Below are 24101 nucleotides of genomic sequence, written 5' to 3' on the forward strand. Positions count from 1 at the left end.
CACTTGGTACTGATTTCCCGCTTGCCAGTAGGTTGTTCCCCCTTTACTTACGTCTCGCAATTGAGCTCGCCATTGCGGGGTGTCGGCGAACGGTGGAAAGTCATTGGCCCGGGTCGGTATCCAGCCGCCTTTGCGCCATTGCTCCTGCAGCTCCAGCACGACCTTGAGCGTATCGTCGAGCAGTAGCGGCTCGATTTGCGGGGACATGCTGACACTGTTGACTAACTCATCATCAAAAGTAACCGTGAAAAACCGAGCCAGTGGTGTCACGAACCCATACATAGGGTCAATGAAGCGCAGGCGGGCATCCGATTTCGGCAATCGCCCCCAAAAGCGCCCGGCAATAGCCGGGTCAATCTCCGCACTGGAGCGCTGGCGCATGTCCTCCCAAGGCTCGCCGATCATCAGCGCGATTTCCTTTACTGATTGCACTTCAATCGCCGCCCATGTAATGCAGGCCGCGACCGCGAGTGCAAACACACCGCGTCGCCAACCGACACGTTGCGTCAGGCTCATCGCACGCCCCCACCTGTGGCGATATCCCGAAGCGCCTGTTCGATCTGATAGCGGTTGCCGTCATGCAACAGCTCGTCAAACTGGGCCGCGGCCTTGAGCACAAAAGTCATGCGCTGATGGATGTCGGACAGGTTGGTCATGAGGTTGTTGTCCAAGCCAATGGCGTGTCCATCATCAGGGCACAGGGTCAAGGTCTCCCCCACGGTGTGGCAAGCTGTAGAGTGATAAGGTAACGCTCCTCAGTGGGGCGTTTATAATCCCTGAAGCGATTGACCGCCAGCATCACTTGGTACTGGTCGCCTGCTCGCCAGTAAGCGGTACCGCCCTTGTTCACATCTCGCAATCGGGCGCGCCATTGGGGGGTGTCGGCGAGCGATGGAAAGTCTTTGACCCAGTTCGGCGTCCAGCCGCCGTTGCGCCATTGCTCCTGTAAATCCAGCACGATCTTGAGCGTATCGTCGAGCAGTAGCGGTTCGATTTGCGGGGACATCCGTACACTGTAGATCAACTCATTTCGGTAGATAACGGTGAAGAAGCGGGCCAATGGGGTCACAAACCCATATTGAGGGTCTGTGAAAAGCAGACGAGCATCCGACTGGGGAATGTTGAACGACACTTGCCCGGGAATGGCTGGACCAATGGCCGCACTGGAGCGCTGGCGCATGGCCTCGTAAGGTTCACCTATCATCAGCACGATTTCCTTTTCCGATTGCGCTGCAATCGCCGCCCATGTAATGCAGGCCGCGACCGCGAGTGCAAACACACCGCGTCGCCAACCGACACGTTGCGTCAGGCTCATCGCACGCCCCCACCTGTGGCGATATCCCGAAGCGCCTGTTCGATCTGATAGCGGTTGCCGTCATGCAACAGCTCGTCAAACTGTGCCGCGGCCTTGAGCACAAAAGGCATGCGCTGATGGATGTCGGACAGGTCGGCTACGGGGTTGTTGCTGAAGCCAATGGTGCGTCGATCATCGACAGGCCGGCATTGGCTGGCCAGGGTCAGTTCGATAGCTTGAGCGACGCCGGATGGAAAGTTCGTGACATAAGAGAAGTGATTACCGCGCAGCAGAGCGATTAGTTTCGGGTCGCTGTACATCGACGGTTGTAAAATATTGACCTGTTCATGCGTTGCAAGAAACATGACACTTTCGGCAATGTTACCGGCCTCAATGGCCTCAAAAGCTGGCAGGATTTCCTTGTAATTATGACCGAACTTTAGCGCCTCCTGCCCGACCGGCCATAGTACTGGGTATTGGTCATGCCCATAGATGTTTTGGCGCAACTTCAGGCAGGTTTCGAGCGCCCCCAACCCCCGCTCCTTGTAGAAAACATGCAGCGGATAAACGTCCAGGAACAGCGTGGTATTGCCCATGGCCAGCATCTCATACACATACTGGTACAGCTGCTGCGCCATCGACAACGGTTCACCTTCGCGCCTGAGGTCGATGCTCGGCAGCGGGTTGTTGCCGATGGCGTGCTCGTAGTCCCGTTGTGCCTGCTCGTAGTCCCCCAGCTTCGCCTGCCGCTCATCTTCACTGCTGCTGAACAAGCCAAAGAGCCCTGTCCTGGCGCTACGCTTGAGCTGCTGCGCGGCTTCATGTTCGGCCTGGATCTTGTCGATCGAGTCGGCGGCGTGCAGCAGGCCGCAGCCCACCTGTTTCGAGGCGAAGGCGGCGAGCCCGGCCCACTGCAAGCGCGGATCGTGTAGCCAGAGCTGGGCGTAGGCGGCATTGATTGCGCGGTTACGAGCCTTGGGATCGGCGATCAGGGTGCCGCCTGGCGCCACGATGGCTTCGGCTCTTTGCTGGTACTCGCGCCAGAGGTTCTCGCAGACCTGTCCGGGCAGCGGCGCGAAGGTCGACGTGGGACGGTTCGGTGCAGGGGTGAAGCTGGAAGGGCGCGGTTCGGCTACCGGGTGGCGTGCGGTTGGCGCGGCGGGTTGAGCAGTGGCTCGGGGGCGTGGCGCGACGTTGTCGAACAACTGGCACCTGAGATTCTGGTTGGCAATCAGTCGCGGCGGCGGGTCGCACTTGCAACGGCAGAGGTCGCCGTCGAGGGCGGCGGGGCGGCCATCCAGCAAGTCCACCAGGTGCGGTCCGTCGCAGACAATGACCCCGGTGCTGTCGCATTCCGGGCAATCGACTTCATCGCCTTCGCGGGCCATGGCCTGGCCATTGATGGTGCTGTATGCGTAGCCGGTAAGCACGGTGCCGTTGACGGTGGTTTTGGCTCCGACGGTGATGTGATAGCGCCTCATGCCAGACAAGTCCTTGTGTGATCGGTAGGGACGAGCACGCTAGGCGAGGCGGTGCAGGGAGATAAATCAGACGTTTCCTTGAGTGGTGTAGGGTTGCTCTGTATTCAGATGCCTGAAGCAACCGTCCACCGGTACGACATGCCCCGATCGATGAAACCCGGTAAACTGCCGCACGTTTTTCGTTGAGTGTTTTCCATGCAAATTGCTTTGGCGCCCATGGAGGGGTTGGTCGACAACATCCTGCGGGACGTGCTGACCCGTGTTGGCGGTATCGATTGGTGCGTGACCGAGTTCATCCGGATCAACGATCAGCTGCTGACGCCAGCCTATTTCCACAAGTTCGGCCCTGAACTGTTGCACGGTGCCAAGACCGCTGCCGGCGTGCCGTTGCGCGTGCAGCTGCTGGGTTCCGACCCGGTGTGCCTGGCGGAAAACGCGGCGCTGGCGTGTGAGCTGGGGTCCGAGGTGATCGACCTGAACTTCGGTTGCCCGGCCAAGACCGTGAACAAGTCCCGTGGCGGTGCGGTGTTGCTCAAGGAGCCGGAGTTGCTCAACCGGATCGTCGAGCACGTTCGCCGCGCGGTCCCCGCGCACATTCCGGTGACCGCCAAGATGCGCCTGGGCTTTGACAGTCCGGACGGTTCGCTGGTGTGTGCCACAGCCCTGGCCGAAGGCGGCGCCGAGCACATCGTGGTGCATGCCCGGACCAAGACGGATGGCTACAAGCCGCCGGCGCACTGGGAGTGGATCCCGCGGGTGCAGGACGTGGTCAAGGTGCCGGTGTTCGCCAACGGCGATATCTGGAGCGTGGACGACTGGCGTCGCTGCCGGGAAATCAGCGGAGTGGAAGACATCATGCTTGGTCGCGGCCTGGTGTCGCGCCCCGACCTGGCCCGGCAAATCGCGGCTGCGCGGGCCGGTGAGGAGGTGGTTGAGATGACCTGGGCCGAGTTGCTGCCGCTGATCCAGGCGTTCTGGCTACAGGCCAAGGCGCAGATGACGCCACGGCAATCGCCGGGTCGCTTGAAGCAGTGGCTGGCGATGCTGACCCGCAATTATCCCGAGGCGGTGGAGCTGTTTACGCTCATGCGTCGTGAGACTGAGCTGGACCAGGTTTCGCGTTTGCTCGGTTTGCAGGTCGCTGAAGCGGCCTGAACTTTTTTATAAAAAAACAGCAAAAAATCTCTTGAAATGCAATCAGCGGTCCCTATCTAAGGGTTACGCGATGCCGAATTCGGGTCGCGGAGACAAAAAACCTTGCTGATTGTTTTCAGGAGATTTTAATCATGAGTACCGCATTTTCCCTGGCTCCACTGTTCCGTTCTTCGGTTGGTTTCGATCGTTTCAACGATCTGTTCGAGTCTGCGCTGCGCAATGAGCCCGGCAGCAGCTACCCACCTTACAACGTCGAAAAACACGGCGACGACCAATACCGCATCGTCGTCGCGGCCGCGGGCTTCCAGGAAGAAGACCTGGACCTGCAAGTCGAAAAAGGCGTGTTGACCATCAGTGGCGGCAAACGTGACGCCAACGAAGGCGTGACCTATCTGCATCAAGGCATCGCCCAGCGTGCGTTCAAGCTGTCGTTCCGGCTGGCCGATCACATCGAGATCAAGGCCGCTGACCTGCGTAACGGCCTGCTGAGCATCGATCTGCTGCGCGTGGTGCCGGAAGAGGCGAAAGCCAAGCGCATCCCGATCAACGGGACGCAACACGCGGCTTTGCAACACTAAGGTCACCGCAGTGAAGAAGGGCGCCATCGGCGCCCTTTTTTGTGCCCGTCATTTCAGCAGTTGTTGAAACTCCTCCAGCGGCAATGGCCGACTGTGCAGGTACCCTTGATACAAATGGCAGTCGAGCCCCTGCAAAAACTCAAGCTGCTCTGGCGTTTCCACGCCTTCGGCGATCACTTCCAGCTCCAGGCTGCGGGCCATGGCAACGATGGCGCGGATGATTTCGGCGTCGTTGGGGTCGCTGGTGGCGTCGCGGATGAACGACTGGTCGATTTTCAGGGTGTCGACAGGCAGGCGCTTGAGGTAGGTCAGTGACGAGTACCCGGTGCCGAAATCGTCCATCGCAAAGCTGACGCCGAGCTTTTTCAGGCGACGCATCTTGATGATGGTGTCTTCCAGGTTCTGGATCACGATGCCTTCGGTGATTTCCAGCTTCAGCAATGAGCAGGGCAGGTCGTGGCTGGCCAGGCTTTGTTCGATGCGCTCGACGAAGTCGTTCTGGCGGAACTGTCGCGGGCTGATGTTGACGCAGAGGCTGAAGTTCAGCGGGTCGATCTTGCCGTTGGCGATCAGCTGTTTGAAGGCCAGGCACGCTTCATCGAGGATCCAGGTGCCGACCTCGAGAATCAACCCGCTGTCCTCCAGGACTTTGATGAACTCGTTGGGTGACTGCGCGCCCAGTTGCGGGTGGTTCCAGCGTACCAGCGCCTCGGCGCCGACGATGCGCCCGTCGCGGGCGTCGACCTGGGATTGGTAGTGCACGCGAAACTCGCCCCGGGACAGCGCCAGGCGCAGGTCGGTTTCCATGCGCAGCCGTTCGCTGGCCGCCTTCTGCATGGTGTTGTGGTACATCTGCGTGGTGTTGCGCCCCGAATCCTTGGCGCGGTAGAGGGCAATGTCCGCACGCTTGAGCAGGTCGGTGGGCGTGGAGCCGTGGTCGGGAATCAACGCTATGCCAATGCTCGGTGTGACTTGCAGGCGCTGGCCGTCGAGGAACATCGGTTCCGACAGCAGTTCGCGCAAGGTGTCGGCCAGTTCCCGGACCTGATCGCTGACTTCGCTGCGCGAACCTTCCAGGCCGCTGAGCAGGACCACGAATTCATCCCCGCCCAGCCGCGCCACGGTATCTTCCATGCGCACGCTGGCTTCAAGGCGTGCGGTGATGATCTTCAGCACGGTATCGCCCACGGGATGGCCCAGGGAGTCATTGATGTGCTTGAAGTGGTCCAGATCGAGAAACAGCAGGGCGCCGCGCAGGTTGTGGCGCTTGAGCAGGGCGATCTGCTGGCTCAGGCGGTCCATCAGCAGCGCCCGGTTGGGCAGGTTCGTCAGGGGGTCGTGATAGGCCAGGTGGCGGATCTGCGCTTCGGCGTTCTTCAGCAGGCTGACGTCCCGGGCGGTCAGCAGCAGGCAGGCGGTTTCGTTGAGGGTGATCGGCTCCACCGAGACTTCCACCGTCAGCAGTTCGCCGCGTTTGTTGCGCCCGAGCATTTCCTGATGGTGAACCCGGCCCTTGAGCTGCAATTCGGCCAGCAGGGCAGAGCGCTGCTTCTCTTCGGCCCAGATGCCCACCTGATACATGGTTTTGCCTACCACTTCCTCGGCGCGATAGCCGGTCAGGCGGCAGAACCCGTCGTTGACCTCCAGATAGCGCCCGGTGTCGCGCTCGGTGATGGTGATGGCGTCGGGGCTTGAGTGAAACGCTTTGGCGAACTTCTCTTCGCTGGCCTTGAGCGCGGCTTCCGAGCGTTGCTGCTGGGAGATGTCGCGCAGGGTGGTGACGATGCAGGGTTGGTCGCCGACGCTGATCTGGCGGCTGGAGATCACGCAGGTCAGGGCCTGCCCGTCCTTGTGGCGGACGATGACCGCGACATTGTTCAGGCCCTGCTCGCGGATCACCTGCTCGATCCGTTGCAGGCTTTTCGATGACGCATCCCACAGGCCAAGGTCGTCGCCGCTGCGACCAATCACCTCGGCGGCACTCCAGCCGAAGGTCTGGGTGAAGCTGGAGTTGATTTCGATGAACTGGCCACTGTCCTTGCGGGTGACACAGATCGGGTCGGGGCTGACCTGGAACAGGGTGGCGAATTTTTCTTCGGAGGCCACCAGTCGTTGTTCACGCTCGACCTGGTCGGTGATGTCCAGCAGCGTGCCGGCCATGCGCAGCGGGACGCCGCTCTCGTCTCGGTACAGTCGGGCGCGGCTCTCCAGGTAGCGCGAACTGCCGTCCGCCAATTGCACGCGATAGGTCAGTTGGTAACTGCCCGCCGGCCCCTCACGCAGGCTGCGGTAGGCGTCGCGCATGCTGTCGCGCTCTTCGCCGGGCACACCCTCGAAAAACTCGTCGAAGGACTCATGGAACGGCGTGGCGTCCAGCCCGTGCAACTGGGCCGCCCGCGCCGAGCCATAGAGCATGCCGCTGGGGATGTGCCAGTCCCAGGTGCCCAGTTGGGCCGAGTCCAGGGCCAGGTCCAGGCGTTCCTGGCTGTCTTTGAGCGCCTGTTCGGCGACTTTTCGTTCCGTGGTGTCGAGAAAGGTACTGAGCAGGAAGGGCTGGCCTTCGAGTTCGACCTTCTGTGCGCTGAGGATGCCGTCATGGACCTGGCCATTGCTGGCACGAAACTGCACCTCCATGCTGACCAGTTCGCCCTTGGCCTTGGTGGCCTTGACCAGTTTTGTCCGTTGCTCGGGGTGTACCCACAGGCCCAGTTCAAGGGTCGTGCGGCCAATGGCGTCCTGGACCGGCCAGCCGAACAGGCTTTCGAAATACTGGTTGGCTTCGGTGATCAGGCCGTCTTCCTGGCGGGTCAGCAGCACCATGTTGGGGCACAGATGAAACAGCGTGGCGAAGCGCTTTTCCGAGCTGCTCAGGGCCTGTTCGCGCTGGCGCTGGTGGGTGATTTCGCGGATCACGCCGATCATGCGTGGCCGGCCGTGCTTGTCCGGCAGCAGGCTGCCGTTGATCTCCAGCCAGTGCAGGCTGCCGTCCGGCCAGCGGATGCGATGGTGCATCGCCTGTTCCAGCGGGGCGCCCGCGATTACCGCATGGAAGGCACGCAGGGCTTTTGCCCGATCCTCGGGAGGGAGCAGGTCCAGGTATTCCAGGTCCGTGGGCAGTGGTTGCCGTGGATCGAAACCGAACAGCGCCTGGGTGCCCCGGGACCAACTGATCTGCCCGCGCTCGATGTCCCAGTACCAGGCGCCCAGGCGGGCGCCGTTGAGGGCGGCCAGCAACTGCGGTGCGCTTTCCCAGCTCTGCTCCGAGGTGTGAGGGTCCAGCGCCTGTATACGCGGCATCGGCGGTGTGTGTGGGCGTGGGCGGTCAACAGATTTGGGCATTGGCTACAGGCCTTGGGCTGAATTGGGCATTCGGCAGTGGGGTTTGCAGCCTTACAGGATTAGCACAAGTCAGCCGTGAGTCCCTGGCAAATCGATTTGTGCGTCCAGCAAGGCCATGAAAGCCCGTGCCGCATTCGATAGCGTCCGTTCGGTGTGCACGATATAGCCTAGCTCGCGACTGAGCTGTATGCCCGGTAAAGGTATGCGCGCCACCTGATCGTCGAGCATGGTGCGCGGCAAGACGCTCCAGGCAAGGCCGATGGAGACCATCATCTTGATGGTTTCCAGGTAGTTGGTGCTCATGGCGATGTTTGGCGTGAGGCCCTGGGTTTCGAACAGGCGCTGGACGATGTGATGGGTAAAGGTGTTGCCACCGGGAAATACCGCAGGGTGGCGCGCGATATCGGCCAGCGTGACCGGGCCATTGCTGATCAACGAGTGTTCGGGGGCCGCCACGAAGTCCAGGGGGTCGTCCCACACGGGCGTGGCCTTGACCAGCGAATGAGGCTCTGGCGCCAGGGTAATGACCGCCAGCTCGGCGCGACCATGAAGAATTTCCTCATAGGCCACTTCCGAGTCGAGGAACTGAATGTCCAGTGCCACCTCGGGGTAGAGGCGGGTGAACGCCCTTAATAAAGGTGGCAGGCGGTGCAGGCCGATATGATGGCTGGTGGCCAGTGTCAGGCGCCCGCTGACCTCGCCGGTCAGGTTGGTCAGCGCCCGGCGGGTGTCGTCCAGCACGTTGAGTATCTGGTAGGCGCGCGGCAGCAAGGCGCGTCCGGCCTCGGTCAGGCTGACTTCGCGACCCAGCCGATCGAACAGGCGGACGTTGAGTTGTTGTTCCAGCCCGGCGATCCGCTTGCTGATGGCCGGCTGGGTCAGATGCAGGCGCTCACCGGCGCCCGAGAAGCTGCCCGTCTCGGCAATGGCGATAAAAGCATTGAGGTTGGCCAGGTCCATTTCTTGTATTCCAGTTGGTTATCCAAAGCATGAAAAATATGAATTTGAGTTATTTAATGTAACCCCATAGGATCGACCTCACAAGCCACGGGGTTATTGAGTCACTTCAACCCCAGGGGCCTGTACGGCGAAGTGCTCCAGCGGCACTTGCCACGCAGGCCTCCCCGGCATAGAAACAAGCTGATGAGGAAACGTCTGATGGCCGGCAAAACGCTCTACGACAAGCTCTGGGATTCGCATTTGGTCAAGCAGCGCGACGATGGTTCGGCGCTGATCTATATCGATCGTCACATCATTCACGAAGTGACCTCGCCGCAAGCCTTTGAAGGCCTGCGCCTGGCCGGGCGCAAGCCTTGGCGCATCGATGCCAACATCGCGACCCCGGACCACAACGTACCGACGACGCCGGAGCGCAAGGGTGGCATCAACGCCATCGTCGACCAGGTCTCGCGCCTGCAGGTTCAGACCCTCGATGACAACTGCGACGAATACGGCATCGTCGAATTCAAGATGAACGACGTGCGCCAGGGGATCGTCCATGTCATCGGCCCGGAGCAGGGTGCAACCTTGCCGGGCATGACCGTGGTCTGCGGTGACTCCCATACCTCGACCCACGGTGCATTTGGTGCCCTGGCCCACGGTATCGGCACCTCCGAGGTCGAGCACGTGCTCGCCACCCAGTGCCTGGTCGCCAAGAAAATGAAGAACATGCGGGTAGAAGTCGAGGGCAAGCTGCCGTTCGGCGTGACCGCCAAGGACATCGTCCTCGCCGTGATCGGCAAGATCGGCACCGCCGGTGGCAATGGTCATGCGATCGAGTTCGCCGGTAGCGCCATTCGTGACCTGTCGGTCGAAGGCCGCATGACCATCTGCAACATGTCCATTGAAGCCGGTGCCCGTGTGGGTCTGGTCGCGGCGGACGAGAAGACCGTGGCCTACGTCAAGGGCCGTCCGTTCGCCCCGAAAGGCGCAGAGTGGGACCTGGCCGTCGAGGCCTGGAAAGACCTGGTGTCCGATGCGGACGCGAAGTTCGACACTGTCGTTGAACTCGATGCTGCACAGATCAAGCCGCAAGTCAGCTGGGGCACTTCCCCGGAAATGGTCCTCGCCGTCGATCAGAACGTGCCGGACCCGGCTAAAGAGATGGATCTGGTCAAGCGCGACTCCATCGTCCGCGCCTTGAAATACATGGGTTTGACCGCCAATCAGGCGATCACCGACATTCAACTGGACCGCGTGTTCATCGGCTCCTGCACCAACTCGCGAATCGAAGATTTGCGCGCTGCCGCCGTGATCGCCAAGGGCCGCAAAGTGGCATCGACCATCAAGCAGGCCATTGTGGTGCCAGGCTCGGGCCTGGTGAAGGCGCAGGCGGAATCGGAAGGCCTGGACAAGATTTTCCTCGAGGCCGGTTTTGAATGGCGCGAACCAGGCTGCTCGATGTGCCTGGCGATGAACCCGGACCGTTTGGAGTCCGGCGAGCATTGCGCCTCGACCTCCAACCGTAACTTTGAAGGCCGTCAGGGCGCCGGTGGACGTACCCACCTCGTCAGCCCGGCCATGGCAGCCGCCGCAGCCGTCAACGGTCGCTTCATCGATGTCCGTGAATTGATCCAGGGAGCGCAGTAACCATGAGAGCCTTTACCCAGCACACAGGTCTTGTCGCGCCTTTGGATCGTGCCAACGTCGACACCGACCAGATCATCCCCAAGCAGTTCCTCAAATCGATCAAGCGCACCGGTTTTGGCCCGAACCTGTTCGACGAATGGCGCTACCTGGATGTGGGGCAGCCATATCAGGACAACTCCAAGCGTCCGCTGAACAAGGATTTCGTGCTCAATGCCGAGCGTTACCAGGGTGCCAGCGTGTTGCTGGCTCGCGAGAACTTCGGTTGCGGTTCCAGCCGTGAGCACGCGCCGTGGGCCCTGGAAGAATACGGTTTCCGCAGCATCATCGCGCCGAGCTATGCCGACATCTTCTTCAACAACAGCTTCAAGAACGGCTTGCTGCCGATCATTCTCAGCGACGCGGAAGTCGACGAACTGTTCCGGCAAGTGGAGGCGACTCCTGGTTACCAGTTGCAGGTCGATTTGCAGGCCCAGACCGTGACTCGTCCTGACGGCAAGGTGTTGAGCTTCGAGATTGATGCGTTCCGCAAACACTGCCTGCTCAACGGTCTGGACGATATCGGCCTGACCTTGCAGGACGGCGAGGCGATTGCGACGTTTGAGGCCAAACACCGTGCGAGCCAGCCTTGGTTGTTTCGCGACGCTTAATTAATCGGACGTGTAACTCACTGTAGGAGCGAGCTTGCTCGCGAAAAACTCAAGGACGCCGCGTTTCTTCAGGATGCCAGCGTCATCGTTGACGACCTTCGCGAGCAAGCTCGCTCCTACAGATAATCACCAGACTGTCCAATCAGGGAAGTCATCATGACAAACACCGCCCATACCCAAGTCGTACAAAAGCAATTCGGTGAACAGGCCGCGGCCTATCTGAGCAGCGCTGTACACGCTCAAGGCACCGAGTTCGCACTGCTACAGGCCGAACTGGCGGGGCAGGGCGATGCCCGTGTGCTGGACCTGGGTTGCGGTGCCGGTCACGTGAGTTTTCATGTGGCGTCGCTGGTCAAGGAAGTGGTGGCTTACGATCTGTCGCAGCAGATGCTCGACGTGGTGGCCGCTGCCGCTGTCGACCGTGGTTTGAATAATGTGTCCACGGTCAACGGTGCCGCCGAGCGCCTGCCATTCGGCGATGGCGAGTTCGATTTCGTCTTCAGTCGTTACTCGGCGCACCATTGGAGTGATCTTGGCCTGGCCCTGCGCGAAGTGCGTCGGGTGTTGAAGCCGGGCGGCGTCGCCGCGTTCATCGACGTGTTGTCACCGGGTAGCCCGTTGTTTGACACTTACCTGCAAAGCGTCGAGGTACTGCGCGACACCAGCCACGTGCGTGATTATTCCGCCGGCGAGTGGTTGCGCCAGGTCAGCGAGGCGGGGTTGCAGACCCGCAGTACCACGCGCCAGCGGTTGCGCCTGGAGTACAACAGCTGGGTCGAGCGCATGCGCACGCCAGCGGTGATGCGCGCGGCGATCCGTGAGTTGCAGCAGTCGATGGGCAACGAAGTACGTGAATATTTTGAGATTGAGGCTGATGGTTCGTTCAGTACCGATGTGCTGGTACTGTGGGCCGAACGCTAGAATTTTTCCGGGTGCACCCGCGGGTGCGCCGACTGATGACATGAGGAACGCATGAGCAAGCAGATTCTGATTCTCCCAGGTGACGGTATTGGCCCGGAAATCATGGCCGAGGCGGTCAAGGTGCTGGAACTGGCCAATGACAAGTTCGCCCTGGACTTCGAACTGAGCCACGACGTCATCGGTGGCGCCGCCATCGACCGGCATGGCGTGCCATTGGCCGACGAGACCCTGGAGCGTGCCCGTGCGGCCGACGCGGTGTTGCTGGGCGCCGTGGGCGGCCCGAAATGGGACGCCATCGAGCGCGATATCCGTCCTGAGCGTGGCCTGCTGAAAATTCGTGCGCAACTGGGGCTGTTCGGCAACCTGCGTCCGGCGATCCTGTACCCGCAACTGGCCGAGGCTTCCAGCCTGAAGCCGGAAATCGTCGCCGGCCTGGACATCCTGATCGTCCGTGAACTGACCGGCGGTATCTACTTCGGCGCGCCACGCGGCACCCGCACCCTGGAAAACGGCGAGCGCCAGTCGTACGACACACTGCCGTACAGCGAAAGCGAAATCCGCCGCATCGCCCGGGTTGGCTTCGACATGGCCATGGTGCGCGGCAAGAAGCTGTGCTCGGTGGACAAGGCCAACGTCCTGGCCTCCAGCCAGCTGTGGCGCGAAGTGGTCGAGCAAGTGGCCAAGGATTATCCCGAGGTCGAGCTGAGCCACATGTACGTCGACAACGCCGCCATGCAACTGGTGCGCGCGCCGAAGCAATTCGACGTGATCGTCACCGACAACATGTTCGGCGACATCCTGTCCGACCAGGCGTCGATGCTCACCGGCTCCATCGGCATGCTGCCGTCGGCCTCGCTGGATACCCACAATAAAGGCATGTACGAGCCGTGCCATGGTTCGGCGCCGGACATTGCAGGCCTGGGTATTGCCAACCCGCTGGCGACCATTCTGTCGGTATCGATGATGCTGCGTTACAGCTTCAACCAGCAGGCCGCCGCTGACGCCATCGAGCAAGCCGTGAGCGTGGTCCTGGATCAAGGCCTGCGCACCGGTGACATCTGGTCGGCCGGTTGCACTAAAGTCGGAACGCAGGAAATGGGCGACGCAGTAGTCGCCGCGCTGCGGAATCTGTAATCTCTCGGGCCCCGCTTGTTGCTGATGCCGGCAAGCGAGCCCACTTTTTGTAAAAGGTGTAGTTGCGATGAAACGTGTAGGTCTGATCGGTTGGCGCGGTATGGTCGGTTCCGTGCTCATGCAGCGGATGCTGGAAGAGCAGGATTTCGATCTCATTGAGCCGGTGTTTTTCACCACTTCCAATGTCGGTGGCCAAGGTCCGTCCGTGGGCAAGGACATTGCTCCGCTCAAAGACGCTTACAGCATTGACGAGCTCAAGACCCTCGACGTGATTCTGACCTGCCAGGGCGGCGACTACACCAGTGAAGTGTTCCCCAAGCTGCGCGAAGCCGGCTGGCAGGGTTACTGGATCGATGCCGCGTCCAGCCTGCGCATGCTGGATGACGCGGTCATCGTGCTGGACCCGGTCAACCGCAAGGTCATCGACCAGCAGCTGGACGCGGGCACCAAGAACTACATCGGCGGCAACTGCACCGTCAGCCTGATGCTGATGGGCCTGGGCGGCCTGTTCGAAGCCGGTCTGGTGGAGTGGATGAGCGCCATGACCTATCAGGCAGCCTCGGGTGCCGGTGCGCAGAACATGCGTGAGCTGATCAAGCAGATGGGCGCGACCCATGCCGCTGTCGCCGATCAACTGGCCGACCCGGCCAGCGCCATCCTCGACATCGACCGTCGTGTTGCCGAAGCCATGCGCAGCGACGCCTACCCGACCGAAAACTTCGGCGTACCGCTGGCGGGCAGCCTGATCCCCTGGATCGACAAGGAACTGCCGAACGGCCAGAGCCGCGAAGAGTGGAAGGCCCAGGCCGAGACCAACAAGATTCTCGGGCGCTTCAAGAGCCCGATCCCGGTGGATGGCATCTGTGTGCGTATCGGCGCCATGCGCTGCCACAGCCAGGCGCTGACCATCAAGCTGAACAAAGACGTGCCGATCGCCGATATCGAAGGCCTGATCAGCCAGCACAACCCTTGGGTCAAGCTGGTGCCGAACAGCCGCGACATCAGCATGCAGGAGCTGAGCCCGACCAAGGTCACCGGCACCCTGAATGTACCGGTTGGCCGTCTGCGCAAGCTGAACATGGGGACCCAGTACCTCGGTGCCTTCACCGTCGGCGACCAACTGCTGTGGGGCGCGGCCGAGCCACTGCGTCGCATGCTGCGGATCCTGCTGGAACGTTGATCGGTTGATGCCGTGAAAGAACCCGTGCCTTGAAAGAGGCGCGGGTTTTTTATTCCAGGCATTCTGAGGAGGCTTGGTTGCCTGATATTCCGTCATCGCGGGCAAGCCCGCTCCCACAAGGATTGCGCTGAACCCTGTGGGAGCGGGCTCGCCCGCGATGGGGGGTACAGACACCGCATAATTGCCTGTGCGCCAACCACCCGGTAAAGTGCCGCTCCCCCCCGTTTCGCCTGAGGTAGAACCATGAGCCAGTCCTTTGATATCGCCGTTGTCGGCGCCACCGGTACTGTTGGCGAAACCCTCGTTCAGGTTCTCGAGGAGCGCGATTTTCCGGTTGCCAACCTGCACCTGCTGGCGAGCAGCGAGTCGGCCGGGCATTCGGTGATGTTCCGCAGCAAGAACGTGCGGGTGCGGGAGGTCGACGAGTTCGATTTCAGCAAGGTGCAACTGGTGTTCTTTGCCGCCGGGCCGGCGGTCACCCTGAGCTTTGCCCCGCGAGCGACGGCCGCGGGGTGCGCGCTGATCGACTTGTCCGGTGCCTTGCCGGCCGACCAGGCACCACAGGTGGTGCCGGAAGCCAATGCCCAGGTGCTGGTCGGGCTGAAAAAGCCGTTTCAGGTCAGCAGCCCAAGCGCCTCGGCGACCACCCTGGCCGTGGTCCTGGCAGCGTTGCGCGATCAACTCGATGTGCAGCGCATCGCCGTGACCGCCAGCCTGGCTGTTTCAGCCCAGGGCCGCGAGGCGGTGACCGAACTGGCCCGGCAGACCGCCGAGCTGCTGAACGCCCGCCCGCTGGAGCCGCGCTTCTTCGATCGGCAGATGGCGTTCAACCTGCTGGCACAGGTCGGCACGCCGGATGCCCAAGGCCATACGCTGCTGGAAAAACGCCTGGTTCGAGAGTTGCGTGAAGTCATGGCGCAGCCTGCCTTGAAGATTTCCGCGACCTGCGTTCAAGCTCCGGTGTTTTTTGGCGATAGCTATACCGTGACCCTGGTTTCGGCCAAGGCGGTCGACCTGGTTGCAGTGAACGCTGCACTGGAGTCGGCGCCGGGTATCGAGCTGGTGGAGGCGGGTGACTACCCGACGCCGGTCGGTGATGCGGTCGGCCAGGACGTGGTTTACGTTGGTCGGGTTCGCGGCGGCGTCGACGATCCGGCGGAACTTAATCTGTGGCTGACGTCAGATAACGTACGCAAAGGTACCGCACTCAACGCAGTGCAGGTGGCCGAGTTGTTGATAAAAGACCTTGTGTAAAAGATACTTGGCAACAATTTGCAGAATGATTCTAGCTGAACGCTATGCTATGAGGCGGGCCGCCATGCGGGGCCTGCAAGGGCGTGAGTGAAATAATCGCGCGCAGACTCCTCCGAGGCCTGTGCGCCATGCCTTACGGCAGCAGCATTAAACACCTTCTCGCTGGCCGAGGAATGTTCAAACAAAGGATGAGGCTATGGTTCAAGTTCGCAAACTGGTGTTAGCAATAGCGGCCGCCTCGGCGCTGTCCTCCGGTATGGCGCATGCCCTTGGGCTTGGGGAACTGACCCTGAAGTCGACCCTGAACCAGCCGTTGGTGGCCGAGATCGAGTTGCTCGATGTCAAGGACCTCACGGTGGCCGAAGTGGTACCAAGCCTGGCCTCGGCCGACGACTTCGCCAAGGCCGGCGTGGACCGTCAGGCGCTCCTCAATGACCTGACATTCACCACTGTGCTCAACCCTGGCGGTAAAAGCATCCTGCGGGTAACGTCCAGCCAGCCGCTGTCCGAACCCATGGTGAAATTCCTGGTTCAGGTGATGTGGCCGAATGGCCGCTTGCTGCGTGACTACAGCGTACTGCTCGACCCTTCCAAGTTCTCGCCGCAAACGGCTGATGCCGCGGCGCAAACGGCGCCAGCGGTCAACGCGCCGGTTACCGGGGCGACGGCGCAACACACCACGGCGCCGCGCGACACCCTGTGGGAGATCGCCGCGAAGGCGCGCAATGGTGCTTCGATCCAGCAAACCATGCTGGCGATCCAGGCGTTGAACCCCGATGCCTTTATCGATGGCAACATCAACCGCTTGAAAACCGGTCAGGTCTTGCGCCTGCCGGACGCTGGGCAAAGCACTAGCCTGCCGCAAGCGCAAGCCATCGCTGAAGTGGCCGCGCAGAACGCCGCCTGGCGCCAGGGGCGACGCTACGTGCCGCGGACCCAGGCACAGCAACTGGACGCCAGCGGTCGCGGGCGTAATACCGCGCTGGCCCAGGGTGCTGCCAAGGATAACCTGAGCCTGGTCTCGGCCGAGTCCGGTAAAAACCGTGGCAAGGGCCCGGCCGGCGATAGCCAGGCCATCGGCAACAAGCTGGCAGTAGCACAGGAAAGCCTCGACACGGCCCGTCGTGACAACGCCGAGCTGAACAGCCGCATGACCGATTTGCAAAGCCAGCTGGACAAGCTTCAGCGCCTGATCGAGCTGAAAAACAATCAGTTGGCCAAGCTGCAGGCAGAAGCGGGGCATGCTGGCGCGACCCTGTCTTCAGAGACGATGCCGGCCGAGCTGGTTGAGCCTGCCGCGACCTCGGCTACAGAATCTCCAGAGACGGCTGCTGCGACGCCACCGGCAGACCCGGCCGCCGCGCCTGCGGTCAACGATGAACAGAAGTACGACGAGCTACTGGCCAGTCCGGCGCTGATGGGATTGGTCGGTGGCGGGGCGGTCGTGCTGGCCTTGCTGCTGTTGCTGCTGGCGCGTCGTCGCAAGGCTCAGCAGGAATCCGAAAAGCACCGGCGGATGGCGAAGGCGTTGGCTGAAGAGTCGGATTTCTCCGAGGACCTCGATCTGCCGGAAAGCAGCTTCGAAGGCCTTGAAGTTGCGTCGCCCGCCGTCAAGCTGGCTCCAGCTCCAGCTCCAGCTCCAGCTCCAGCGGCTGAGCCGGTGGTGGTGGCGCCGGTCGTGATGACCACGCCAATTGCTGCGCCGCTGGTGTCGCCTGCCGCCGAACGCTCGGACGATGTGCTGATGCACGCGCAGTCGCACATCGATGCCGGGCGTCTGAACCAGGCGGTCAACCTGCTGGAAGAAGGCATCAAGCAAGAGCCGCAACGCAGCGAGCTGCGCCTCAAGTTGATGGAAGTCTACGCTCAGCAGGGCGATCGCGATGCGTTTGTCGCGCAAGAGCGCCAGTTGGTTGCCAATGGCAAGAACTACGCAGAGGTCGAACAGCTCAAGAGTCGCTTCCCGGCCATGCTGGCCATCGCGGCAGTGGGTGGCATTGCCGCCGCTGCAGCGGCGGCCGAGCTGGATGCCCAGTACGTCAAGGAGTTGCTGCTGGATGAGCCTGAGGTTCCAGCTCCAGCACCCGAGGTTGCTGCGTCAGAAGAAGATTTCGATAGCGCATTCGACCTCAGTCTGGATGAGCTGGAGGCGGTATCGCCTGAACAGGTCGCCGCCGAGCCTGTCGCCGAGCTGGAAGCATTCCCGCTGGACGATGACCTGAGTTTTGAGCCGGTAATGCAGCAGGCTCAAGAGCCGGAGGGGCTGGACGATCTGGCGGACTTCGATCTCGACCTGGGTGCGGATCTGCCGGAGTCGACCTTGTCCGAGGATGAGTTCCTGCTCAGCCTCGACGATGAGCCGCCGGCACAGCAGGCGCCTGAGGTGGTCGACGTGACGCTGGATGACCTGGAGTTGCCGGCCGATTTCGACCTGTCCCTGGCCGAGGAAATGGATTCGTCCGCCAAACCGGATGACTTCATCGCTGACCTGGACGATGTGCACGCCGAGCTGGATCGCTTTTCCCAAGAGCTGGAGCATCCACCCATCGTTGAGCCCACCTTCACCGCCGAAGATGCGGCGCTGGCGGCGGATAGCGATGAGTCGGAGCTCGATTTTCTCTCGGGCACCGATGAAGTTGCCACCAAGCTCGATCTGGCCCAGGCGTATATCGACATGGGAGATACCGATGGTGCGCGGGATATCCTCGGCGAGGTAATCAGCGAGGGCAACGACGGCCAGAAGAGCGAAGCCAGGGAAATGCTCGCTCGCCTGGCTTGATTGACCACGCATGACAAAAACGGCAGCCCATGATGGCTGCCGTTTTTGTTTCATGTGTCCCGTCCTGAATAAGGTTTACACCTGTTTCAGGGCTAGGCAATGCCCTGGTCGCATAACCCGTGGCGAGGGAGCATGCTCGCGCTGGGTTGCGAAGCCCCCCCCCAAAACCTGCGATTGGATGCTTCCAGGCATTGCGCGTCGTAGGGCTTCGCGACTGCGCGGCAGTCGAACGGGAACAAGCTCCCTCGCCACGCCAGCGGATACTCCAGCAAGCGGCACCGGGTTGAACAAAAAATACCGCGAACATGGCGTCCCGGGCGCGGGGCCTTATAATGCCCGCCTTTGCGTATATCAGCAGGCTGTCACTCCTTGGCAAATATAGATAATCCGGCCGCCGAAATGGCGGCCGAGGGCTTTTTCCGGATCGCGTTGGGCGTTGAATACAAGGGTTCGCGGTACCGCGGCTGGCAGCGTCAGGCCTCCGGCGTGGCCACCGTGCAGCAAACCCTTGAAGCGGCCCTGTCCAAGGTTGCGGATTCGCCCGTTTCCGTGCATTGCGCGGGGCGCACCGATGCGGGCGTGCATGCCTGCGGCCAGGTGGTGCATTTCGACACCCAGGTCGACCGGTCGTTGAAGGCCTGGGTCATGGGCGCCAACATCAACTTGCCCCACGATATCAGCGTCAGTTGGGCCAAGGTCATGCCAGCGCACTTTCATGCGCGCTTCAAGGCCATCGCCCGGCGTTACCGGTACGTGATCTACAACGACCAGATTCGTCCGGCGCACCTCAACGAAGAGGTGACCTGGAACCACCGTCCGCTGGATGTGCAGCGCATGGCCGAGGCGGCGCAGCATCTGCTCGGCACTCACGACTTCAGCGCCTTTCGCGCGGGGCAGTGCCAGGCCAAGTCGCCGATCAAGGAAATCCATCACCTGCGGGTCACCCAGCACGGCAAGATGATCGTGCTGGATATCCGTGCCAGCGCATTCCTGCACCACATGGTGCGCAATATTGCCGGCGTGCTGATGACCATCGGTGCCGGTGAGCGTCCGGCGGAGTGGGCCAGGGAGGTGCTGGAAAGCCGGGCCCGGCGTGCCGGCGGTGTCACGGCCCACCCGTTCGGGCTGTACCTGGTGCAGGTCGAGTATCGCGATGAGTTCCAGCTGCCGGAGCGTTACGTCGGGCCGCACTTCCTGACCGGTTTCTCGGAACTTGACGGCTGACGCCCTCGAACGCATTTGCTACCATCCGGGACTTTCCCGGATCTGCCCTGAGGTTCCAACGACATGCCAGCCGTTCGCAGCAAAATCTGTGGGATTACCCGCATTGAAGATGCGTTGGCGGCCGTCGAGGCCGGGGCCGATGCGCTTGGCTTTGTGTTCTATGCCAAAAGCCCGCGGGCGGTGACGGTCCAGCAGGCGCGGGCGATCATCGCGGCGTTGCCACCGTTCGTGACCACCGTGGGCCTGTTCGTCAATGCCAGTCGTTGCGAGCTCGGTGAAATACTCGATGCAGTGCCGCTGGACCTGTTGCAGTTCCACGGTGATGAAACCCTGGCCGATTGCGAAGGCTGGCACCGGCCGTACATCAAGGCCGTGCGGGTCAAGGCCGGGGACGATATCGCCGCTGCCTGCCACGCGTATCCGAGTGCCAGCGGGATTCTGCTGGACACCTATGTCGAAGGGGTTCCCGGCGGAACCGGCGAAGCCTTCGACTGGTCCTTGATACCGCAGGGCTTGAGCAAGCCGATTATCCTGGCCGGTGGGCTGACGCCGGATAACGTTGCCGGGGCCATTGCCCGGGTCCGTCCCTATGCGGTGGACGTCAGCGGCGGGGTAGAAAAGGGCAAGGGCATCAAGGATCACGCAAGGATTCGCGCCTTTGTGCAGGCAGTGCGCAGTAGCGCGTCGTCGATGTGACGGCTGGCAGTCTGCCGCCGTCCACTGCATGGTACAAAACATGCGCTGCACGAAAGCAGGCAGGTACCACCTCCGGGTGGACCAGAACCGAAGTGACAACCGCCCCGCGCAGGTTGTCGGGATGGCTGAGGATGGAAGCGTTGCAGGCAGGTCCTGGCCCTGTGCCGACCGCGGCAGCGAACCGATCATCGCCGCACACATGAATTTAGCTCAAGGGCATACGCGGGGCCGCGAACCAAAGCGTTCGGGCCGCCGGTACTGGAGAAAGAAAGCATGAGCAACTGGTTGGTAGACAAACTGATCCCTTCGATCATGCGTTCCGAGGTCAAGAAGAGCTCGGTGCCTGAAGGTCTGTGGCACAAGTGCCCGTCCTGCGAGGCGGTGCTGTATCGTCCGGAGCTGGAAAAGACCCTGGACGTTTGCCCCAAGTGCAACCACCACATGCGCATCGGCGCACGTGCGCGGATCGACATCTTCCTCGACGCCGAAGGCCGTGCCGAACTGGGTGCCGACCTGGAGCCGGTTGACCGTCTGAAATTCCGTGACGGCAAGAAGTACAAGGACCGCCTGACCGCTGCCCAGAAGCAGACCGGTGAAAAGGACGCCCTGATTTCCATGAGCGGCACCCTGCTGGGCATGCCGGTGGTGGTGTCGGCGTTCGAGTTTTCCTTCATGGGTGGTTCGATGGGCGCCATCGTTGGCGAGCGTTTCGTACGTGCGGCCAACTACGCCCTGGAAAACCGTTGCCCGATGATCTGCTTCGCCGCTTCCGGCGGTGCGCGGATGCAGGAAGCGCTGATCTCCCTGATGCAGATGGCCAAGACCTCCGCGGTGCTGGCGCGTTTGCGCGAAGAAGGCATTCCGTTCATCTCGGTGCTGACCGACCCGGTCTACGGCGGTGTTTCCGCCAGCCTGGCGATGCTCGGCGACGTGATTGTCGGTGAGCCAAAGGCCCTGATCGGCTTCGCCGGTCCGCGTGTTATCGAGCAGACCGTGCGTGAAAAACTGCCGGAAGGCTTCCAGCGCAGCGAATTCCTGCTGGAGCATGGTGCGATCGACATGATCATCGCGCGCCACGAACTGCGTCCGCGCCTGGGTAACCTGCTGGCACAACTGATGGGACTGCCGACGCCTGAGTTCGTGGCGGCGCCTGTCGAGACCGTGGTGGTTCCGCCGGTGCCTGCCAACCTATGACCGAGCGTACCCTTGGCGAGTGGCTCGCCTACCTTGAGCAGTTGCATCCGTCAGCCATCGACATGGGGCTTGCGCGCTCGCAAGAGGTAGCGTCCCGGATGGGATTGGGCAAGCCAGCGCCTCGGGTGATCACGGTCACCGGCACCAACGGCAAGGGTTCTACCTGTGCGTTCGTCGCGTCATTGCTGCGCGCGCAGGGCTTGAGCGTTGGTGTCTACAACTCCCCGCACCTGCTGCATTACAACGAGCGGGTGCAGATCAATGGCGTCCAGGCCACTGACGAACAGCTGTGCGAAGCCTTCGTGGCGGTCGAGGCCGGTCGCGGCGAGATATCCCTGACCTATTTCGAAATGGGTACCCTGGCGGCGTTCTGGCTGTTCCAGCAGTCGGGCCTGGATGCGGTGGTGCTTGAGGTCGGTCTTGGCGGGCGCCTGGATACGGTCAACCTGGTGGATGCCGACATCGCGCTGGTCACCAGTATCGGCGTCGACCATGCGGATTACCTGGGCAATACCCGCGAATCCGTGGCCTTCGAAAAGGCCGGGATCTTCCGTCAGGGCGCACCGGCGCTGTGTGGCGATCTCAATCCTCCCCAACCCTTGCTGGACAAGGCGCGCGAGCTTAATTGCCGGTTCTTGCTGCGTGGTCGTGAATTCGACCTGGGCGTGACCGATCACGGCTGGCAGTGGCGGGGTGTCGACGGGCAAGGTCGGGAGATCGAGTTGCACGACCTGCCCTTGCTCGACCTGCCCATGGAAAACGCCGCGCTGGCGTTGCAGGCTTGTGCGCTGTCGGGCTTGCCTTGGGTTCCCGGGCAAATAGTCGCGGCGTTGCAGGCCACGACAGTCGTCGGGCGCCTGGATCGTCGCCAGTTCAGCTGGCATGGCAAGCGTCTGAACCTGATGCTGGACGTAGGGCATAACCCCCATGCGGCCGAGTACCTGGCGCAGCGCCTGGCCGCTCGTCCGGTGGCGGGTCGACGCCTGGCCGTCTTCGGGTTGCTGGCCGACAAGGATCTCGATGGTGTGGTTGGCCAATTGAGTGCTAGTGTCCAGCATTGGGCGGTGGCCCCTCTAGATTCGCCTCGCGCGCGTCCGGTTGCGGATTTGCAGGTTGCGTTGCAGAACCTCGGGGCTGCGGTAACATCCTATGCCAGCGTGGCGGATGCCCTGGAGGGGCAAAGCGCGCAAGCGACGGCAGAAGACGAAATCCTGCTGTTCGGATCATTTTATTGTGTTGCCGAGGCCCTCGAGTGGCTGGCCCGGCGCTCCACGGAGGAGGCTGCAGATGGCTTTGCTGGATAACGCGTACAAGCAGCGGATGGTCGGGGCCCTGGTGCTGGTGGCCCTGGCAGTGATTTTCCTGCCGATGCTGTTTTCCCGGGAGGACGAGCAGCGTCAGGTGGTGGTAGAGGCCCCGGCTGCGCCACAGGCACCTACCCTGCCACAGGTCCAGGTCGAGCCGGTGGTGGTTCCGGAGCCGCAGGCGCTGCCCCAGGAGCCGGTGCCGAGCGATGCTGAAATAGCCATGGAGCAAGCACCTGCCACGCCGACGACGGCGCCGGTGCCCAGTGCGCCGATTGCGCCACCCCCCGTTGCCGCCAAGCCGGTAGCGCCTGCGCCCAAGTCGGCTCCTGCGCCTGTCACCGCGACGGCAAGCAAGCCTGCCGCGACCCAGCCTCGGGTCGATGCCAATGGCCTGTCGGTCAGCTGGTCGGTACAACTGGCCAGCCTGTCGAGTCGTGAGAGCGCCGAAAGCTTGCAGAAAACCCTGCGTAGCCAGGGCTACAACGCGTACATCCGTACGGCTGACGGCAAGAATCGGGTGTTTGTCGGGCCGTTGGTCGAGCGCGCTGAAGCCGATCGCCTGCGTGACCTGCTGGGTCGCCAGCATAATCTCAAGGGGTTTGTGGTGCGTTTCCAGCCTGAGCGCGGCTAAGGCGATCGCCTCAATTTGAAATCCACTGAAAATCGCAGCTTACCGGCAGCCATGGGCTCTGCTAAAATGCGCCGCCTTATCCGTCTGTAGGCTGCACTGTGCCATTTACCTGGGTTGACTGGGCGATCGTTGCAACAATCGCCATCTCCGCTTTGATCAGTCTGAGCCGCGGCTTCGTAAAAGAAGCACTGTCGCTGGTGACCTGGATCATCGCAGGAGCCGTAGCCTGGATGTTTGGTGGCTCACTGTCCGAGTACCTCGTCGGTTATATCGAAACACCGTCGGCCCGCGTGATCGCGGGCTGCGCCATTCTGTTTGTCGCCACCCTGGTGGTTGGCGCCATGGTCAATTATCTTATCGGCGAACTGATTCGCGTCACCGGCCTCTCCGGGACCGATCGCTTCCTGGGCATGGCCTTCGGCGCGGCGCGTGGCGCATTGCTGGTGGTCACCGCCGTCGGGCTGTTGAGCCTGGGGCCGGTACAGCAGGATTCATGGTGGCAGGAGTCGAGGCTCGTGCCACAATTTCTATTGGTTGCAGACTGGTCCAAAAACCTCATATTAGGGTGGAGCAGTCAGTGGCTGGCCAGCGGTATCAGCGTACCCGCTGACATACCGTTCAAGGAGCACCTCTTGCCGACGGCCAAAACGCCGCAGTGAGTCGTGTTCAGTTCAGTTTCATTAAGTAGGGGTTGCGTC

At 61.8% G+C, this 24101-nt stretch carries 21 protein-coding genes; 15 read left to right on the forward strand and 6 right to left on the reverse strand.

Going from position 1 to position 24101, the window contains the following annotated elements; genetic code table 11:
- The 4 genes from CKW25_RS23405 to CKW25_RS23420 form a co-directional block, all read right to left on the reverse strand.
- Positions 1-516 (reverse strand): hypothetical protein (locus tag CKW25_RS23405; protein WP_095082996.1); only part of this gene is annotated, 516 nt, incomplete at its 3' end.
- A complete protein-coding gene (locus CKW25_RS26710) occupies positions 513-656 on the reverse strand; it encodes a hypothetical protein (protein WP_172736618.1) in 144 nt (47 codons plus the stop codon). The genes CKW25_RS23405 and CKW25_RS26710, both read right to left, overlap by 4 nt.
- A gap of 47 nt (positions 657-703) precedes the next feature.
- Positions 704-1315 carry a hypothetical protein gene (locus CKW25_RS23415; protein ID WP_095083000.1) on the reverse strand — a complete coding sequence of 204 codons (612 nt, stop codon included), beginning with the start codon at positions 1313-1315 and terminating at the stop codon, positions 704-706.
- The gene (locus tag CKW25_RS23420; RefSeq protein ID WP_095083002.1) at positions 1312-2775 is read right to left on the reverse strand and encodes a PAAR domain-containing protein; all 1464 of its coding nucleotides are present in this window, start codon (positions 2773-2775) and stop codon (positions 1312-1314) included. The genes CKW25_RS23415 and CKW25_RS23420 overlap by 4 nt, the downstream gene beginning before the upstream one ends.
- 195 nt (positions 2776-2970) lie before the next feature.
- On the opposite strand from CKW25_RS23420, the gene CKW25_RS23425 reads away from it, so the two are divergent.
- Together CKW25_RS23425 and CKW25_RS23430 are read left to right on the forward strand one after the other, a co-directional pair.
- Entirely contained in the window at positions 2971-3930 is a 960-nt protein-coding gene (locus tag CKW25_RS23425; protein WP_095083004.1) for a tRNA-dihydrouridine synthase, read from the forward strand.
- Positions 3931-4061: 131 nt separating this feature from the next.
- A complete protein-coding gene (locus CKW25_RS23430; RefSeq protein WP_095083006.1) occupies positions 4062-4508 on the forward strand; it encodes an Hsp20 family protein in 447 nt (148 codons plus the stop codon).
- 48 nt (positions 4509-4556) lie between these two features.
- Here the strand turns inward: CKW25_RS23430 and CKW25_RS23435 are convergent, their stop codons facing one another.
- Positions 4557-7847, reverse strand: a complete 3291-nt coding sequence (locus CKW25_RS23435) for a PAS domain S-box protein (protein ID WP_095083008.1) — start codon at positions 7845-7847, stop codon at positions 4557-4559.
- Between the two features lie 69 nt (positions 7848-7916).
- Positions 7917-8807, reverse strand: a complete 891-nt coding sequence (locus tag CKW25_RS23440) for a LysR family transcriptional regulator (RefSeq protein WP_095083010.1) — start codon at positions 8805-8807, stop codon at positions 7917-7919.
- Between the two features lie 198 nt (positions 8808-9005).
- Between CKW25_RS23440 and leuC the strand changes: the two genes are divergently transcribed.
- The 13 genes from leuC (at position 9006) to CKW25_RS23505 (ending at position 24062) form a co-directional block, all read left to right on the forward strand.
- Positions 9006-10436 (forward strand): 3-isopropylmalate dehydratase large subunit, encoded by a 1431-nt coding sequence (gene leuC / locus CKW25_RS23445; RefSeq protein ID WP_095083012.1) that lies wholly within the window; start codon positions 9006-9008, stop codon positions 10434-10436.
- Between the two features lie 2 nt (positions 10437-10438).
- Positions 10439-11083: a 3-isopropylmalate dehydratase small subunit gene (leuD, locus tag CKW25_RS23450; RefSeq protein ID WP_095083014.1), complete on the forward strand. Its 645-nt coding sequence runs from the start codon at positions 10439-10441 to the stop codon at positions 11081-11083.
- Between the two features lie 156 nt (positions 11084-11239).
- Positions 11240-12004, forward strand: a complete 765-nt coding sequence (locus tag CKW25_RS23455) for a class I SAM-dependent methyltransferase (protein WP_095083016.1) — start codon at positions 11240-11242, stop codon at positions 12002-12004.
- Between the two features lie 51 nt (positions 12005-12055).
- Positions 12056-13138 (forward strand): 3-isopropylmalate dehydrogenase, encoded by a 1083-nt coding sequence (gene leuB, locus CKW25_RS23460; protein ID WP_095083018.1) that lies wholly within the window; start codon positions 12056-12058, stop codon positions 13136-13138.
- A gap of 67 nt (positions 13139-13205) precedes the next feature.
- Positions 13206-14318, forward strand: coding sequence for an aspartate-semialdehyde dehydrogenase (gene asd, locus CKW25_RS23465; RefSeq protein WP_095083020.1), 1113 nt, complete (start codon positions 13206-13208; stop codon positions 14316-14318).
- A gap of 243 nt (positions 14319-14561) precedes the next feature.
- The gene (locus tag CKW25_RS23470) at positions 14562-15572 is read left to right on the forward strand and encodes an aspartate-semialdehyde dehydrogenase (RefSeq protein ID WP_095083022.1); all 1011 of its coding nucleotides are present in this window, start codon (positions 14562-14564) and stop codon (positions 15570-15572) included.
- A gap of 196 nt (positions 15573-15768) precedes the next feature.
- Positions 15769-18351 carry a FimV/HubP family polar landmark protein gene (locus CKW25_RS23475; protein WP_095083024.1) on the forward strand — a complete coding sequence of 861 codons (2583 nt, stop codon included), beginning with the start codon at positions 15769-15771 and terminating at the stop codon, positions 18349-18351.
- A gap of 399 nt (positions 18352-18750) precedes the next feature.
- A complete protein-coding gene (gene truA / locus CKW25_RS23480; protein ID WP_095083026.1) occupies positions 18751-19575 on the forward strand; it encodes a tRNA pseudouridine(38-40) synthase TruA in 825 nt (274 codons plus the stop codon).
- A 63-nt stretch (positions 19576-19638) separates the two neighbouring features.
- A complete protein-coding gene (locus CKW25_RS23485) occupies positions 19639-20271 on the forward strand; it encodes a phosphoribosylanthranilate isomerase (protein WP_095083028.1) in 633 nt (210 codons plus the stop codon).
- A gap of 273 nt (positions 20272-20544) precedes the next feature.
- On the forward strand, positions 20545-21465 hold the full coding sequence (gene accD, locus CKW25_RS23490) for an acetyl-CoA carboxylase, carboxyltransferase subunit beta (RefSeq protein WP_095083030.1): 921 nt from the start codon (positions 20545-20547) through the stop codon (positions 21463-21465).
- Positions 21462-22769 carry a bifunctional tetrahydrofolate synthase/dihydrofolate synthase gene (folC, locus tag CKW25_RS23495; protein WP_095083033.1) on the forward strand — a complete coding sequence of 436 codons (1308 nt, stop codon included), beginning with the start codon at positions 21462-21464 and terminating at the stop codon, positions 22767-22769. Before accD ends, folC begins: the two co-directional genes overlap by 4 nt.
- On the forward strand, positions 22753-23403 hold the full coding sequence (locus CKW25_RS23500) for an SPOR domain-containing protein (protein ID WP_095083035.1): 651 nt from the start codon (positions 22753-22755) through the stop codon (positions 23401-23403). The genes folC and CKW25_RS23500 overlap by 17 nt, the downstream gene beginning before the upstream one ends.
- Before the next feature lie 98 nt (positions 23404-23501).
- Positions 23502-24062 (forward strand): CvpA family protein, encoded by a 561-nt coding sequence (locus CKW25_RS23505; protein WP_095083036.1) that lies wholly within the window; start codon positions 23502-23504, stop codon positions 24060-24062.
- Positions 24063-24101: the final 39 nt, after the last annotated feature.

It is taken from the genome of Pseudomonas sp. Irchel s3h17, from assembly GCF_900187505.1.
Classification (GTDB): Bacteria; Pseudomonadota; Gammaproteobacteria; order Pseudomonadales; family Pseudomonadaceae; genus Aquipseudomonas.